We start from the raw sequence: 16,267 nt of genomic DNA, 5'->3' as shown, positions 1-16,267 counted from the left end.
GCGCCGAGTGCCCCGGCTTCCTGCGAGGCCGGGGCACTCCTCGCCTATCTGGTACTCGGCCGCTGATCGCGGCCCACGGCAGGGACTGCTACCGGCACATCGACTCGATCAGCTCATCTCCAAGTCCGAGGTGTCGCGCATCTGCGCCGATCTGGACGAGGAAGTGGGGCCTTCCGCGACCGATCCCTGGCCTCGGCCGCGTTTCCCTACGTCTTCCTCGACGCCACCTACTGCAAAGCCCGAGTCAGCCGCGAAGTTCGACGGCGGTGTGGGTGGTGGTTGCGCGGTGAGCAGCGCCTGCGCGACGGCGGAGGCGGTGAACGCCGCCGTGCTGGCCGCCGCGACCGGCCAGGTCCGCGGATCAGTGGCGGCGTGGCACAGGGCCGCGGCCAGCAACAGACTCACCGCGGCCAGCACACGCCCGGCGGACAGCCGACGCGCCGATCGTGCGGCAGTCCAGGCAAGCGCCGCCCCGACTACGGCGCCGGGCAGCAGAAGTAGGCCGATGCCCATCGTGCTGTGGCCCTGGCGGCTGAGCAGGTGAGGAGCGGCGTACCGAACGGTGAACAGGCCTGCGTACACGCTCGCGCCGGTAGTTGCGGCGTGCCGGAACCATCGGGCGGACAGAGTGTGCCGACCGAGGAGCCCGTCAGGGCGCGTCCGCTGACGAATCGCCAGACTCGCAGCGGCGGCTGCCGTAGTGACAGCGGTAATCACGGTGGGCCTCGCGCCTGCCTGCCCGGCAGCACGCTGCGCGGTCAGCAGCAGTCCGGCGGCGGCGACCGCGAGCAGACCGGCGGCAGGCCAGTCCACCCGATCTCGGCGTGGCGCGTGGGCGGTGAGGGGCCAGCACGGGGGAACCGCGGCGACGGACAGCACGGGCAGAACCAGCGCTGCCCGCCAGGACCAGTGCGCCGCGACCGCGCCGGCCAGCGGCATCGGCGATGACCTGCACGTTCATCCCGTGCCGTTGGTGCTTACCGGAGGAGCACGGCTGCTGACCGGCGACGCGGTCGATCGGAATAGGCGTGCCGTCCAGGATCGCGCACGTCAGCCGCCGGATCCGCTGCATGGCAGTGGCAGGTCCTCGGACGGCTGTTGTCCCGGCCGATGGGTGACAACCTTCCTGCGGTCTGGGCGCGATAGAGGTGTGACGCCGAAGGAAGGAGTCATGCCTTGTCGGCAGAGGAAGACCGGGAGTACGTCGAGTACGTCTCGGCGGCGTTGGACCGGCTCAGGCGTACGGCTTTCTTGTTGTGCGGTGACGCCGACCGCGCCGATGACATCGTGCAGTCCGCGCTCGTCGCGGTCTATCTGCGCTGGAAGAGGATCCGCATGGTCGGCAACCTCGACGGCTACGTGCACCGCATCCTGGTGCGCCGCTACATCGACGAGACCCGCAAGGGCTGGGCACGCGTTCTGCTCGCCTGGCGGGATCCCGACACCGCGGCCCGCGCCGGACCGAGTGTGGAGGACTCGCATGCGGTGCAGGCCGCGCTCGCGAAGGTCAGCCGGGGGCAGCGCACCGTTCTGGTGTTGCGGTTCTTCTGCGACTTGTCGGTCCAGGAGACGGCCACCGTGCTCGGCCTTTCCACCGGAACCGTGAAGAGCCAGACCGCTCGCGGCCTGGCGGCGATGCGCGACCTGCTCGGCGAGGAGTGGCAGGCGATGCCCGCAGGGGCCACCAGAGAACCGAGGAGGGTGCGATGACGCCAGACAGTGAGACCAGGATGCGGCAGTTGTTGTCCTCAGTGGACATGCCGGCGTCCCGGATGAGCGCGACCGATCTGGTCCGCGAGGGTGCGCGGATCCGGCGCCGACGCCGGCAGTGGCTGACGGCAAGCGTCGCCGGGGTGGCCACGCTGGGGCTCGGCGCGGCCGCTGGGCTGGCCGGCCTGCCCGGGCACCCGGGCGGTCCGGATCCCGGGCTGCCGCAGCAGGCCGGTGCGTCGGTGACGGCCGCGCCGGTGGCCTGCGCCGTGCAGCGGCTGACCCTGCCCAAGGGGTCGACCGCCGGTGAGGTCACTGCCGGCTCGCCGAACGGGCAGTATCTCGCCGGGGTGGTCACCGGAAAGGACAACCCGGGTACGCCGGTCCTCTGGGCCGGCGCGCGGACCGTCTCGATTCCGATCGACGGAAATGGCGAGGCCGAGGGCGTGAACGACAGCGGGGTGGTGGTCGGCGAGGGCCAGACCGCCGACCGGCGGCACTATGCCTGGGCGTACGTCGACGGCAAGGTCGTCGAACTGCCGGTCCCGAACGGCTACACGGGCGCCGAGGCGTCTGCGATCAACGCCAGGGGCCAGGTGGCCGGGGTGCTGTTCGCGGGGGACCGGGCTGCCGCCGTGGTGTGGCAGGCGCCCACCGCCACCGCCCAAGCCAAGGTGCTGGAGGCGCCGGGCGGGGCGATGGCCTTCGGCATCTCGGACAGCGGGATGGTGGTCGGCGGCCTGTACGACGGCAGCGCCGCGTACTGGTGGGACGCGCAAGGGCTGGGCGGCAGGCTCAGCAGCCCGGCCGGCACCGTCGGCGGCTCCGCCTACGGCGTCCGTGGCGACTGGGCCTACGGCCTGCTCAAGCGAGACGGCAAACCGCCCACCGGCGACCCAACCGCGAGCGCTCCGCAATCCATCGACTGGAACGTGGCGGTGGTGTGGGACCTGCGGAACGGCCGCGCCGCCACGGTGGACGACGGCCGGGTCCAGGCGATCAACATCAGCGGGCAGGTCGTGGTCGATCACCCCGACAACACGGCATCGATCCGCGAGGTGGACGGCACGCTGCGGGCCCTGCCGGGTCTCGCCGCGGAGGACACGGCCCATGCCACCACCCTCAGCGACGACGGCACCCGGGCAGGCGGAGGCAGCGCCGACGTCCCGGCAAGTTGGTTCTGCGCTCCAGGAAGGGGCAATCGATGAGAGCATGTTTGCGGCCGGTCATCGCGGCGATGCTCGCCGGATCGGTGCTGCTCACGGCACCGGCCGCGACCGCCGCCGAGCCGTCCGACAGGTCCGGGGGTCAGGGCGTCGCGCCGGAGCGGACCGTCTTCGGGGCCGTCCGGGCCGCCGGCCAGATGCGGATGGTGTCCGGCAACGCCGCGTCCCTGCTGAGGAACGGAGTGCCGGGCGGCAAGCTGGTCGGCATGCCCCCGCTGGGCGAGCCCCGGTCGTTGGCCGCGACCGGCGACGAGGAGGAGCTGTTCGACCTCACCCTCCTGCACACCGGACGCGACGGCGCCCCCAGCACCGACCATCAGCCCTTCATCGTCAAGACCGACGGGGAGAGCGCGTGGGTCGACGTGCCGGCGGACGGCAAGCTCCGGCTGCCCCGCGGCGAGTACATGGTCAGCACCAAGATCTACGGTCCCGAGGGCGAGGTGACCGATCTGGTGTGGCCGCGGCTGGAGCTGACCGGGGATCGTACCGTCGATCTGGACGCCCGGCTGGGCCAACCAATCACGGTGACCGTGCCGAATCCGTCGGCCACGTCGTTCCTCGCCGAGCTGGTGGTGAACATTCCCACCGACGACGGGTTGGGCATCTCCCTGCTCTCCTGGAGCGATTCGTTCGAGCGTCAGTACAGCGCACAGCTCGGACCGGCCGGCACTCTCGACGGCATGACGACCAGGATCGGCAGTCAATGGTCCGGCGGCCCGGCTGACAGCCCGTACGCCTATCGCCTGGCCTGGTTCGAGAGCGGCCTGATGCCCACCGGCTTCAGCCGGCGGGTCCGGCCGGCCGAGCTGGCCACCGTGCGGGCACAGTACGCCGTCGGCACCCCGGGTGCCACCGGCAGGCTCGCCGCGTTCGCCCGCAACGACGCGGTGCCCAGCGGCGGCTTCGTCGAGGACGTCGATTTCGCGCTGCCCACCACCCGGACCGAGTACTACAACGCCGAGCCGGGAGTGGTCTGGGAGAACAACTTCGGCGAGGTGCACGCCGACGCGGGCGGCCTGACCAACCAGCTCTGGGGTGCCGGCCACTACCGGCCGGGACGCACCTACCGGGAGACCTGGAACCGGGGGATCCTCGGCCCGGCCTTCTCCGGCATCCGCACCCCGGACCGCAAGCCGGAGGAGGTGGCCCGGACGGACGACACGATCAACGTCAATCTGCCGCTGTACTCGGACACGGTCGACCGGTACAGCTGGCCGGGCGTGTCCACCGGCACCACCTCGCTCTACCGGGACGGAGAGCTGGTCGCCGAGCTGCCGAGACTGACCGGCAAGTTCGCTGTTCCCGCGGCGAAGTCCGGCTACCGGCTGCGGATCGACGCACAACGCGGCAAACCGGCCGACCTGGCGATGCGTACCATCGTCGAGTGGACCTTCCGCTCCGGCGGAAGTCCCGGCCGGACCACCCGCCTGCCGGCCTCGGTGGTGCGGTTCACCCCGGCGCTGGACGATCGCCAGACGGCACCGGCCGGGGCGACCGTCCGGTTCCCGGTCCAGGTGCACCGGCAGCCGGGCACAGCTGGCGGCCCGGTGCGCTCCCTCGCTGTGGATGTCTCCTACGACGACGGAAAGACCTGGAGCCAGACGGAAGTCACCCAGATCGGCGACAGCGGCCTGGTCACTCTGCACCACCCGCAATCGATCGGGTACGTGTCCCTGCGCGCGGCCGCGACCGACAACGCGGGCAACACCGTCGAGCAGACCGTGATCCGGGCGTACCGGCTCACGTCCGAATAACCGACCCTCAGAGGTGGCGGGCCGTGCCGCGCACGGCCTGCCACCCGGGCAGGTGCGGCGGGCGTTCCCGGAGGGGTACTGCTGGCGGAGCTAGGGGACGCAATCGCGGCTCAGGCTCCGGCATGGGTGCGAGCAGGGTCATAACAATAGCTTCGATGCCAGTAACAGCCCGAGGAGCTGGCCGGTCAGGGGTCACCGTTACGCGGTCGAGGACCACCACCGCATTCACGCCGCCTCGTACGTGTGGCCACCTAACTTGATCTTTAACCCCCTGAGGTCCTGCGGGGGCCCCGACCGATCACGGAAACAGCCCTTGGTCGATGATCTTCTTGTCTAGGGAAGAACGTCGATAACCAAGGGCTGTTCTGGTGACCAGTGTGTATGACTGTGGTCCGGCTGATGCCGTCAGGGACCTGAACGGGTTCCGGCGAGAGTTCTACGACTGCTTGACTGCCCGGGCTGACGCGTTGTTTGACCTGACGGACGCGGTGTTGTGCGCCGACGGGCCGGTCCGGTCGCTGGTGGAGCTGTCGCTGGTGGGTGAGCACCGCGGGGTCACGGGGCGTTGTATCTCGGCGTGGGATTGGCGCTGGGGCGAAACACCGGCTCGTGTTCAGGGATCGCCTGGTGGCCACGCTGGTGCATCTACGGCACGGGTTGACCCATGACGCGGTGGCCGCCTGGTTCGGAGTTCACCGTTCGACGATCACCCGCAGTGTCGCCGAGGTACGGCCGCTGCTGGCCGAGCGTGGCTGCCAGGTGCCCGACGGCGTGCGGCTGCGCACCCTCGCGGACGTGGTCGGGTACCTGGGCCACCACCCGCGGGCGTTGATGGACGCCACCGAGGTACGGGTCCGTGAAGGCCCTGGTGATCTGCGATCCGGCTGGTCGGCTGCTGTTCTGCGGCGAGACCCGGCCGGGCTCGATGCACGACCTCACCCAGGCACGGACCGCAGGCCTCGTCGACCTGCTTCTCCACACGCCGATCGGGGTCCAGGTCCTCGCCGACGCCGGCTACCAAGGACTCGGTGCCGACACCGCCGGAACGGTGATCACCCCAAAGCCCACACCACGCAAACACCAGAAGTCACTGCCGCCAAGCGTCACCGCCGCACACGACGCGGCTCGAAAACGGCACTCGTCGCAACGCATCCGGGTCGAGCACGTCATCGGACCGCTGGCCGTCGGCGTCGCCGTTCGTCCCAGCCGGGCATATGGTTCAGCGGTTGAGGTAGGCGGCCAGGCCGCCGAGTTCCTCATTGGCGATGAACACCGACCGGACGTTGACGATGGCTTCCTCGACGTGGGCGGTGCAGCCCCAGGCGGAGTCGCCCCACGCGTCGGCGATCTTCAACTCGGCCGGGGCGGTGCATCCGGAGGTGCCGCCGAGTTGGCAGTGCTCGGGATGCGCGGCGGTGGCGTGCGCGGCGGTCGCGGCGCGCATCCGGGCGGCGAGCTCGGCCGCGGCGGCGGCGCGTTGCTCGGCCTCGGCGCGCAGGTGCCGTTCGGCGCGCACCGCGGTCAACGCGGCCAGCCGTAGTTCCAGCTGCCGAGCGACCAGCGCGGCGAGGTGACCCAGCACGGCGGTCTGGGCGTCGGTGAGCTGCCGTGGGGCGGAGTCGATCGCGGTGACCGTCCCCAGGTGGTGGCCGTCGGCGGTGATGATCGGTGCGGCGGCGTAGAACCGCAGCCCCAGCTCGCCGCGCACCAGGGGGTGCTCCAGGGTGCGCGGGTCGACGGCGGCGTCGTTGATTACGTAGGGGCCCTCGGCGCAGAACGCCGAGGCGCACAGGCCCGGCTCGGTGCCGACCTGCGTCACCCCGTCCAGTCCGTGCGTGGCGGCGAACCACACCCGGTCGGTGTCGACGATGCTGACCGTGGCGATCGGGGTGCCGCACACCGCGGCCGCGGCGGCGGCGAACTCGTCGAACGCCCCGTCGGTCGGGGCGTCGAGGATCTCGTAGCGGCGCACGGCCGCCACCCGGGCCGGATCCCGCAGCGCAGCCACCGGATCAGCCGGCGCCGGGTTCGTCGCGGTCGGGTCGGTCGTGGTCGAGTCAGCGGTGGTCGACATCTTGGTCTTCGGTGCCCTTCGGGATTCGTGTGGGTTAGGCGGCGGCGCGGTCGAGGTGGCTGTAGATGGTGCCGTGGGTTACCCCGAGAGCGGCGGCGATCTGGGCGACGGTGAAAGTCTTCGTATTTCCGCGCCCCCCCACCTAAATCAACTACTTGGCGTTGACCATACGCTGCCAGTCGGGCAGGCCAGCACCTCGACCACTAGCTAGATCAACTTTTTGGCGACTGGTCGCAAGATCGTTAGCAACGCGCCTAGGGCACCAGCCGCAGCACCGGGCGCTGGTGTCAAGAGATATCGCCGAGAGCGGGGTTAAGAGATCGTCCGCCAACCCGCCGACCAGCAAGGGTTCGTCGTGCACGCCGCCGCTGGGTGGTGGAGCGAACCCTGGCCTGGCTCACCACCTCCGCCGGCTGGCCCGCGATTACGAAACCCGCCCCGCCACCTCGGAAGCCATGATCCGCTGGGCCGCCATCGCCGGCATGCTCGGCCGTCTCACCCGAGGCGGACCCGCCACCCGCCAACAACGGCGCATCTTCAACACACCCGACTGACATGTGTTGCTCCATCCGACGTTGGAAGCGTCCCGGCACTCCAACAGAGCTGCGATCAAGAGCGCAACGAGTTTTCGAGCCTGCACCGCTCCTGCCGGATGGGTCACCGCGAGCCCAGAGTGACCGCGTAGTCGATTGACGCTCTTCTGGCCTGGGCGTTTGGCAGATGTGGCTCAGGGATGGGGCAGGTCCCGGGCGAAGTCGGAAGTGGACGTCTGGTTGGGGTGGTTAGTGGAGAATCGCCGTGGTGTGGTCAGCAGGGCGGGCTCGACCGTCACGGAAGATCATCGAGGTTGTGAGGCCTGTTGATCTGTCTGCAATGAGCCATGCCAGGGCTGTCATCATCGCTGATCCCGTCATTGTCGGCTGCGCCAGCCAGGGCGTTGCTGCCCCGAGCGTGCCGGTGGGCTTCTGGCAGCCCGGCAGAGCAATTGGGCAGTACGTCAGATGTCAGCTGAGCCTGTCGAGAACCTCGTCGGTGGTGATGACCTCGCCAAATCGCGGCAGGACCACCCTCAGCGCGTGGTCATGCTCGTGCGCCGTCATGCCGCTCATCGCGTCGGCGGCAAAGATGACCGCGAACTCGTGGTCGGACGCTGCGCGGGCGGTCGACTCGACGCCCATCGTCGTCGCGATACCGGCCATGACCACAGTGTCCACGCCGCGTTCCCGCAACTGCTCGGCCAGGCCCGTGCCATAGAACGCGCCGACGGTGTGCTTGACGACGGCGATGTCGCCGGGCTGCGGTTCCATCTCAACGACAAAGCCGCTGCCGGGCGGCTGCTCGGCGACGTTCGGCCGATCCACCCGGACCAGCACCACGGAGGCGCTCGCCTGGCGGAACGCATTCACCAGACGGCTCGCCCGGGCTACCACGTCGACGCCCTTGTGAGGCCCCAGATCCTGCTCGACGATACGCGGCATGAGGTCCACGACGATCAGGGCGGTGCGCTCGGCGACCAGAGGATTGGTAAGGGGCGAAGACACTTCGCGACCCTAACATATCGGCAGGCATACGCGAGAACATCGTCGAAGCCCTGGGGTCGGTGGGGCGGGTGTGGTCGTATCGGTGATCATGGTGGTTCCTGACGCCACATGATTCCGACCAGGACCCGTGTGGGCCCGGTGCCATTCTGGCGATCTGTCGCAACGGCCACGTCACCGACCGGACGGCACGTTTCCTGCGCGTTCCTCCGCTTCGTGCGACCGGTGCGTCTTCAGCGCTGATCCGTGTTGCCGGACAGCGTGGCCACGGAACTGGGCCTGGCGCCTTCGAGGCGGATGGTGTGTTCGGCGAGCGCGGTCTCGGCGGGGTCGTGGCTGGCGAGGACCACCGCCGCGCCGGTGGTGACGCGTTCGGTGAGCAGGTCGTGGACCTGCTGCCGGCTGCGGGTGTCGAGGGCGGCTGTCGGCTCGTCCAGGACGTAGATGTCGGCGTCCTGGACGAGCGCCTGCGCGATGAGGGTGCGCTGGCACTGGCCGCCGGACAGTTCGCGGAGCCGCCGGCGGGCCAGGTGGGCGATGTCCAGCCGCTGCATGATCTCCACCACGGAGGCGCGGTCGTCACGGCTGAGGCGTCGACGCGGCGTGAACCGGCCGATCTGTACGCACTCGGCGACGGTCAGCGGCAGGGCGTCGATGTCGCTGGTGCGTTGCGGCAGCAGGGCGAGGCGGGTGCCGGGCCGGCGGTGGACGCGTCCTTCGGTGGGCTGTGCGACGCCCGCGAGCAGGTGCAGCAGCGTGCTCTTGCCGGTGCCGTTCGCGCCGGTCAGAGCGAGCATGGACCCGGACCTGACGCGCAGGTTCACGTCGTGCAGGACGGGCACGTCGGCGTAGCGGAAGCCCACATGCTCGGCGGTCAGGACATCAGAGCTCAACACATCCCCTTAACAAAAACGATTATCATTTAACTATAGTCGACCGGGTGATGTCGTCCCTGGTCGAGCCGTTTACCGTGTCCTTCGTCATCCGTGCCCTCGTCGGCGGCGTGCTGCTGGCCGCGGCGTGCGCCTTGGTCGGCGTGTGGGTGATCGCCCGGGGGATGACCTTCCTCGGCGAGGCGATGAGCCACGGCATGCTGCCGGGAGTGGCGATCGCGTCGATCTTCGGCGGGAACCTCGTCGTGGGGGCCGCCGCCAGCGCCTTCGCCATGGCAGCCGGCGTCAACGCACTACGGCACAGCCGGGAGTTCGGCCGCGACACCAGCATCGGGCTGCTGTTCGTGGGGATGCTCTCGGTCGGGGTCATCATCGTGTCGCACTCGCGGTCGTTCGCAACCGACCTGACGGCTTTCCTGTTCGGCGACGTCCTGGCGATCCAGCGGCCCGACCTGCTGATGCTCGCCGTCGCCGTCGCCGTGATCGCGGCGGTCACCGCCGTGTGCTACCGACCGTTCCTTGCGCTGGCCTTCGACCCGCGCAAGGCGCGGACACTCGGCCTGCGACCGGATCTGGCCAACGCGGCGATGCTGGCGCTGCTGACCGTCACGATGGCGGTCGCCTTCAGTGTCGTGGGCACCCTGCTCGCCTTCGGCATGCTGATCGCGCCGTCGGCGGCGGCCATGCTCGTGGCGCGCCGGCTGCCCGCGGTGATGCTGACCAGCTTCGTGATCGGGTCGGCCGCCACCGTGATCGGCCTGTGGGTCTCCTGGTACGCCGCGACCGCCGCCGGCGCCACGATCGCCGCCGTCGCCGTACTGATCTTCTTCGTGATCCTCGGCGCGCGCCGGGTCACGACCGCGCTGGGTCGACGCTGGTCGCCGACCCCGAACCCCTCACTGAAAGGAACTTTGTGATCGTCACCGATGCCAGGCACGCCGCCGGTGCCGCCGTCCTGAGTGTCACGCTCGCTCTGTCCGCGTGTGGCTCGTCGAGTGATCCGCCAGACGTCGAGGAGACACCACACGGCTACGTCGCCGGTGCCGAGGAGGTGGCCGAGCCCCAGCCGGCCATCGCGTACGCGACCCGCGGGGCCCGACGGCTGCACCTGCTCGACCTGGCCGGCGGGTCGGAGAAGGAGGTCGGCCTGTCGCTCGATGCCGAGCGGATCACCGAGGACGGCCGGTTCGTCTACGCCGGCGACGGTGACCGGAGACTCGAGATCGTCGACGCCGGAGTCTGGACGGTCGATCACACCGACCACGTCCACTACTACCGGGCGGCGGCCCGCTCGGTCGGCACGCTGACGCTCGACGCGCCGGTCACGACGGTCGTCGGCTTCGAGGCCCACACCACCATCGGTACGACCGACGGGAAGGTCACGGTGCTCGACCGCCGGAAACTCGAGGCCGGCAAGGTCGCCACGCTCGCCACCATCGACTCCCGCAGCACCACCGCACTGGCCGTGCCGTACGCGGATCGGCTGCTCGTCGCCGTCGGCGACGATCCGGGCCGGCCGGCGAACCGGATCGTCGCCATGGACGAGCGGGGCGAACCGACGGCCGCCCTGGAGGTTCCGTGCGCCGCACCGCGCGGCTGGGCGGTGCTGCGCGGCGGCGCGGTCATCGCCTGCGAGGACGGTTTCGTGCGCGTCAAACTCGCGGGCGAGAAACTTACCGCAAAGACCCTGCCCAGCCCACGGACTCCGGTCTCGACGGACACGTTCGGGTACCGGCCACGGAGCAACGAGGCGGCGGTCGCCGATCGCGCCGGAATCTGGTCGGTGAACGCGGCCAAGGCCACCCTGCGATACCTCCCGACGCAAGGACGTGAGCTGGTGGCGGCGGTGTCACCGGCGGACGGGAGCACGGTGCTCGCCCTCGACAAATCCGGCACGCTGATCAGCTACGACCTGGAAACCGGGAAGGTGCTCGCGCAGAAGTCCGTGCCGGCCGCGAGCCTGACGCTGGACGTCGAGCGTGCCTACCTGGCCGAGCCGGCTGCCCGGATCATCCACGAGATCGACTATCGCGACGGGCTGCGTACCGCCCGGACGCTGCGGGTCGCCGAGCAGCCGGACCTCGCCGCGGAGGTCGGTCGATGAGGGCTTCGAAACTGCTGGCGGCACTTGTCGCCGCAGCTGTTCTGCTGGTCGGCGGCGCCGCCTGCACCTCGCCGGAGCGGACGCGCATCGTGGTGACCACGAACATTCTCGGTGACGTCGTCGCGCAGATCGTCGGTGATCAGGCCGAGGTCAGCGTGCTCATGAAGCCGAACGCCGACCCGCACTCGTTCGCAGTCTCGGCGCGGGAGGCGCACGCCATGCAGACGGCCGACCTGGTCGTCTACAACGGTCTCGGCCTGGAGGAGGGCGTGCTGCACCATGTGGAGGCGGCGAAGTCCGAGGGCGTGCCCACCGTGGAGGTGGGTGCGCGGATCGACCCGATGGAGTACCGGGACGGCGACGCCGCTGGGCTTCCGGATCCACATTTCTGGACCGACCCGGCGCGTGTCGTCACCGCGGTGCGACTACTGACCGACGAGATCATCACCCATGTCGACGGCGTGGACGCCGGCATCCTCCGCCAGCGCGCCGAGTCGTACGCGAACGACGTAAGCGAACTGGACGCGACGCTGGCCGAGCGCTTCGCCGGAATCCCGGCGAAGCGCCGGGTCCTGGTCACCAACCACCACGTCTTCGGCTATCTCGCCGAACGCTACGACCTCACGGTCGTCGGCGCGATCATCCCGAGCGGGACGACCCTGGCCTCGCCGAGCGCCTCCGACCTCGCCTCGCTGGTCACCGCCATCAAGACCCACCGGGTGCCGGCCATCTTCGCCGACACCGCGCAACCCGCGCGCCTCGCCGAGGTCCTCGCCGCCGAGGCCGGCGTCACGGTACGCGTCGTCGGGCTGTACTCGGAATCGCTCAGCGACGCCGACGGCGACGCCTCCAGCTACCTGGACATGATGCGCTTCAACACCGAGGCCATCATTGGCAGCCTGAGCAGCTGACCTCCCAGAGACACCCGGAGGGGCACCTCCATGTAGATTATCTGAAAACGATTGTCACTTTCATATATGAGAGGGAATGTAGTGAATCGACGCACAAGCTACGGACTGGCCACACTGGTGGCAGCCTCGCTGGCGCTCGCCGCCTGCGGGTCCGAAACGACGAACGAAAGCGGCTCTCCCTCCGCTTCGTCCACCGCCGCCTTGGTGAAGGAGCCGGTGGCAGTCACCTACGAGGGCGGCATCCACGTGCTCGACGGCGAGACCCTGAAGGTGGCGCACACCGTCGCCCTCGACGGGTTCAACCGGATCAACCCGGCCGGCAACGACACTGGCGTCTTCGTCTCCACCGAGGCCGGTTTCCAGGTGCTCGACGCGGCCGCCGGCAGGATGACCGACATCACCTACCCCGGCGCGAAGCCCGGTCACGTCGTGCTGCACGGCGACCGCACCGTCCTGTTCACCGACGGGACCGGTGAGGTGCACAGTTTCGACCCGAAGGGCCTCGCCGACGGCAAGCCCGTCGGGCGCCAGTACAAGACCGCGCAGCCGCACCACGGCGTAGCGGTCGAGCTGGGCGACGGCACTCTCGTGGTCAGTCTTGGCACCGAGGAGTCCCGCTCCGGTGCGATCGCGCTCGACAAGGACGGCAAGGAGATCGCCCGCAGCGAGGAGTGCCCCGGTGTGCACGGTGAAGCCGTCGCCCAGGGCGAGGTCGTCGGGCTCGGCTGCGAGGACGGGGTCCTGCTGTTCAAGAACGGCGCCTTCGTCAAGGTGAAGAGCGACCGGGCATACAGCCGGATCGGCAACCAGGCGGGCAGCGAGGACTCGCCGGTCCTGCTCGGCGACTACAAGATCGAACCCGACGCCGAGTTGGAGGCCCCCGAGCAGTTCGCGCTCATCGACACCGCCACCAACTCCCTGAAGGTGGTGCCGATGCCCAAGGGTGTCAGCTACAGCTTCCGCTCCCTGGGCCGTGGTCCCGAGGGTGAGGGCCTGATCCTGGGCACCGACGGCAAGCTGTACGTCATCGACCCCGCCACCGGCGCCTTCACCAACGCGTGGCCCGTGGTTGCCGCCTGGAAGGAGCCGGTGAAGTGGCAGGAGCCCCGTCCGGCACTGTTCGTTCGCGGTGACACTGCCTACATCACCGAGCCCGCCACCAAGAAGGTGCACCGGCTCGACCTCGCCACCGGCAAGCTCGTCGGCTCGGTGGAACTACCCGCGGTCCCGAACGAGATCAGCGGGACGCTGTCGGCCCACTGATCACTTTTGAGGTGAAGGAGCCCGGACTGCGGAGACGCGGCTCGGGCCCTTCTCTTTTTGGCCCTGGCGGGTGTGACTGTCCCGAGCGGTCAGTGCGGATGCTGCTCGCGGGCACCTTGCGTCTGTCGTCGGTAGTCAATGGGTACGGGAAGGACTGCCGGAGAAGGTGCGGGTGGTGGGGATCAGTGCCGCAACCGCCGGGGCCGCGAAGCGAACGACCGCGCAGGTGGCCAGCACCGCGGGAGCACCGTACGCGTTGATCGCCGCTGCGATGACGGCGAGCCCGACGGGCGCTAGGCAATACACCTAGCGGGTCAGGCTGGGCGTTGTGCCTGGTGAGGAGGGTGCCGTGATGACCGCGACACTGAACGAGCAGACCGGACGCAGGAAGCGGCCCGAGCCGTCGGCGGAGGCGAAGGCCGCCGCCGAGTTAATCCGGGCCGCAGAGGAACAAAGGGCTGTCGTTGACCGGCCCGGACGGGCTGCTCAAGCAGCTGACCAAGACGGTCCTGGAAACCGCGCCGCACGAGGAGATGACCGCGCACCTCGGTTATGAGAAACACGACCAGGCCGGCGTCGGGTCGGGCAACATCCGCAACGGCACCAGGCCGAAGACCGTGCTCACCGACAGCACCGGACCGGTACAGATTGACGTGCCACGGGACCGGGTCGGCACGTTCGAGCCGCAGATCGTGCGTAAACGGCAGCGCCGCCTGTCCGGGGTCGACGAGGTCGTGTTGTCGCTGTGTGCCAAAGGGCTGACGACCGGGGAGATCTCGGCGCATTTCGCCGAGATCTTCGGGGCCTCGGTCAGCAAGGACACGGTCTCTCGGATTGCCGACAAGGTGGTCGAGGAGATGACCGACTGGTCGTACCGGCCTCGTGATGAGATCTACGCGGCGGTGTTCATCGACGCGATCGTGGTCAAGGTCCGTGACGGGCAGGTCGCCAACCGGCCGTTCTACGCCGCGATCGGGGTCACCCTCGACGGGGAGAGGGACATCCTCGGGCTGTGGGCCGGCACGGGTGGTGAGGGTGCGAAGTTCTGGATGAGCGTGCTGACCGACGGACGGTGGTGCAGACCTGCGTGATCCACTGATCCGTAACACGTTCCGGTTGACGTCCCGCCGCTACTGGCACGAGTTGAAGCGGGACATCAAGCCGATCTACACCGCCGTCAACGCCCACCGCTGCCTGGGCCGCGTTCGATGACCTGGCCGACAAGTGGGGCGGGCGGTATCCGGCGGTGATCCGGCTGTGGGACAACGCCTGGGCCGAGTTCATCCCGATCCTGGACTACGACGTGGAAATCCGGCGGGTGATCTGCTGGACCAACGCGGTCGAGTCGTTGAACGCCCGCTACCGGCGGGCGGTGAAGGCCCGTGGCCACTTCGCGAACGAGCAGGCCGCGTTGGAGTGTCTGTACCTGGTGACCGGTCCCTGGACCCCACCGGAGCAGGCCGAACCCGATGGACGATGCGCTGGAAACCCGCGTTGAAAGCCTTCGCCATCACCTTCAGCGACCGCTTCCCAGCCGCTGGAACCTACTAACCAAGATCGCCGGAAACGCCGTTAGCGAGACAGCCCCAACATCCTCGGCGAGTGGTGTGTGGCCGGGGCACGGTCTACGGGTGCAGCGAAATCTCGAGCAGGGCACATGGCCCGCGCAGTTCGCGCGACCCTTCGTCACGGGCACTGGCCGAATCTTCAGGAACGAATCATGTGGGTAGCCCACCTGGATGGTTTCTGTGGAAGGGCGTGAAATGAGACCAGGGGTGTGTCCTAGATATCTTCGTAAGTGGTGATCGCCGCAAGGAGCGCGAAGCCTCTAGAGCAGAGTCGAAAGGGCCTCAACTGTCATGTGGAGCATTAACAGCATCAGTACTCTCGACGAGCCAGGAAGGATCTGGGGTGGTCTGGGCGCCAACGCCGGCCCCCAACAGCTGGGCGCCCAACTTGGCGGCGTAGGCGCCAGCTACGTGGTCTCCTGCGGTGACGCCGGGTCGCTGACATTGGTCCAGGTGAACCGACAAAATCGCTATGACATCGTGCAGGTCAACGGCCCCACACAGATCCAGTTCGAGGTGATAGGTTCGATCGACATCAAGGTTCTCGACGAAACCAACGTGGAGATCACCCCGGACAGTCAGAAGCCGATCCCGTATAAGCTGCTCAACCAGGCCATTGACGTCGGCCAGATCGTGCAGGTTGTCCTGTCGATCGTGAGCGCGAGTCCCACCCTGCAGCAGCAATGGGACAACAACGCGATGGACCTGCTCAGTGCCGCCGGGCTTCCGGAATCCGCTCTGGAAAACCTGGGTGTGACCGTGTCCAGCGCGCCCAGCGGGGGCGACCAGCTCACCACCTGGCTACAGAGCATCAAATTCTCGGAGGTCGCGGAGTTCACTGAGGACGCGCGAGCGACCTGGCTGAGCTGTGCCCTCTGCAAGGGCCTCGTCTGTGGCGGCGCCGCGGCCGCCTTCGTCCTCGTCGCCGCCGCCTGCATCGCCACCGGCGGCGTCAGCGCCCCCGCCGTCACAGCCGTCGCCGGCTTCACCATCGTCGAGGCTATCGCGGCGTTGACAACGCTCTCGGCCACCGTTGTCGCCCAGGCGGCTGTCGCCGCATTCTTCGCCGCGGGCGCGGCCGGTTTCGTCGGTGCGGTACTGGATGCCATCTGCCAGGCAAATGGCTCCTGCCAAACCAGCATCATCGCCCCACCCAAACTCGCCGTCCGTACCGCCTAGCAGAGTGACTTGCCGGGGGTGAAGTCCACCTTCCATCACCGGTCGAA

At 68.9% G+C, this 16,267-nt stretch carries 11 protein-coding genes and 7 pseudogenes; 14 read left to right on the top strand and 4 right to left on the bottom strand.

Going from position 1 to position 16,267, the window contains the following annotated elements:
- Window positions 1–115: 115 nt before the first annotated feature.
- Window positions 116–246 (top strand): annotated as a pseudogene (locus tag E1166_RS03610) (transposase); the annotation flags it as partial.
- A gap of 679 nt (window positions 247–925) precedes the next feature.
- Here the strand turns inward: E1166_RS03610 and E1166_RS03600 are convergent.
- Window positions 926–1,075, bottom strand: a pseudogene (locus E1166_RS03600) (IS5/IS1182 family transposase); the annotation flags it as partial.
- Window positions 1,076–1,176: 101 nt separating this feature from the next.
- Between E1166_RS03600 and E1166_RS03595 the strand changes: the two are divergent.
- The 6 genes and pseudogenes from E1166_RS03595 to E1166_RS31770 all read left to right on the top strand — a co-directional run.
- Window positions 1,177–1,710, top strand: coding sequence for a SigE family RNA polymerase sigma factor (locus tag E1166_RS03595; protein WP_132335734.1), 534 nt, complete (start codon window positions 1,177–1,179; stop codon window positions 1,708–1,710).
- Window positions 1,707–2,918 (top strand): hypothetical protein, encoded by a 1,212-nt coding sequence (locus E1166_RS03590; protein ID WP_132335732.1) that lies wholly within the window; start codon window positions 1,707–1,709, stop codon window positions 2,916–2,918. The genes E1166_RS03595 and E1166_RS03590 overlap by 4 nt, the downstream gene beginning before the upstream one ends.
- Window positions 2,915–4,690: a hypothetical protein gene (locus E1166_RS03585; RefSeq protein ID WP_132335730.1), complete on the top strand. Its 1,776-nt coding sequence runs from the start codon at window positions 2,915–2,917 to the stop codon at window positions 4,688–4,690. Before E1166_RS03590 ends, E1166_RS03585 begins: the two co-directional genes overlap by 4 nt.
- 368 nt (window positions 4,691–5,058) lie before the next feature.
- Window positions 5,059–5,261 (top strand): annotated as a pseudogene (locus tag E1166_RS32635) (transposase); the annotation flags it as partial.
- A 38-nt stretch (window positions 5,262–5,299) separates the two neighbouring features.
- Window positions 5,300–5,386: pseudogene (locus E1166_RS31775) on the top strand (transposase family protein); the annotation flags it as partial.
- 160 nt (window positions 5,387–5,546) lie between these two features.
- Window positions 5,547–5,804: pseudogene (locus tag E1166_RS31770) on the top strand (transposase family protein); the annotation flags it as partial.
- 105 nt (window positions 5,805–5,909) lie between these two features.
- On the opposite strand, the gene E1166_RS03570 reads toward E1166_RS31770, so the two are convergent.
- Window positions 5,910–6,764 carry a GAF domain-containing protein gene (locus E1166_RS03570; RefSeq protein ID WP_132335728.1) on the bottom strand — a complete coding sequence of 285 codons (855 nt, stop codon included), beginning with the start codon at window positions 6,762–6,764 and terminating at the stop codon, window positions 5,910–5,912.
- A 363-nt stretch (window positions 6,765–7,127) separates the two neighbouring features.
- On the opposite strand from E1166_RS03570, the pseudogene E1166_RS31765 reads away from it, so the two are divergent.
- Window positions 7,128–7,318 (top strand): annotated as a pseudogene (locus tag E1166_RS31765) (hypothetical protein); the annotation flags it as partial.
- Between the two features lie 450 nt (window positions 7,319–7,768).
- Here E1166_RS31765 and E1166_RS03555 read toward each other — a convergent pair.
- Window positions 7,769–8,305, bottom strand: a complete 537-nt coding sequence (locus tag E1166_RS03555; RefSeq protein WP_132335724.1) for an isochorismatase family protein — start codon at window positions 8,303–8,305, stop codon at window positions 7,769–7,771.
- A gap of 230 nt (window positions 8,306–8,535) precedes the next feature.
- On the bottom strand, window positions 8,536–9,198 hold the full coding sequence (gene aztA / locus E1166_RS03550) for a zinc ABC transporter ATP-binding protein AztA (protein ID WP_132335722.1): 663 nt from the start codon (window positions 9,196–9,198) through the stop codon (window positions 8,536–8,538).
- A 47-nt stretch (window positions 9,199–9,245) separates the two neighbouring features.
- On the opposite strand from aztA, the gene aztB reads away from it, so the two are divergent.
- The 6 genes and pseudogenes from aztB (at window position 9,246) to E1166_RS03515 (ending at window position 16,220) form a co-directional block, all read left to right on the top strand.
- Entirely contained in the window at window positions 9,246–10,112 is an 867-nt protein-coding gene (gene aztB / locus E1166_RS03545) for a zinc ABC transporter permease AztB (RefSeq protein WP_132335774.1), read from the top strand.
- Entirely contained in the window at window positions 10,109–11,299 is a 1,191-nt protein-coding gene (locus E1166_RS03540; protein WP_132335720.1) for a hypothetical protein, read from the top strand. The genes aztB and E1166_RS03540 overlap by 4 nt, the downstream gene beginning before the upstream one ends.
- Window positions 11,296–12,210, top strand: a complete 915-nt coding sequence (gene aztC, locus E1166_RS03535; protein WP_132335718.1) for a zinc ABC transporter substrate-binding protein AztC — start codon at window positions 11,296–11,298, stop codon at window positions 12,208–12,210. The genes E1166_RS03540 and aztC overlap by 4 nt, the downstream gene beginning before the upstream one ends.
- A 216-nt stretch (window positions 12,211–12,426) precedes the next feature.
- Window positions 12,427–13,473 (top strand): zinc metallochaperone AztD, encoded by a 1,047-nt coding sequence (gene aztD / locus E1166_RS03530; RefSeq protein WP_243710130.1) that lies wholly within the window; start codon window positions 12,427–12,429, stop codon window positions 13,471–13,473.
- A gap of 352 nt (window positions 13,474–13,825) precedes the next feature.
- A pseudogene (locus E1166_RS03520) lies at window positions 13,826–15,024 on the top strand (IS256 family transposase).
- 470 nt (window positions 15,025–15,494) lie between these two features.
- Window positions 15,495–16,220: a hypothetical protein gene (locus E1166_RS03515; RefSeq protein ID WP_132335714.1), complete on the top strand. Its 726-nt coding sequence runs from the start codon at window positions 15,495–15,497 to the stop codon at window positions 16,218–16,220.
- Window positions 16,221–16,267: the final 47 nt, after the last annotated feature.

Source organism: Micromonospora sp. KC213 (assembly GCF_004348325.1).
Lineage (GTDB): Bacteria > Actinomycetota > Actinomycetes > Mycobacteriales > Micromonosporaceae > Micromonospora.
Note: the sequence above shows the minus strand (reverse complement) of the source record. Positions and strands in the feature narration are given on the sequence as shown.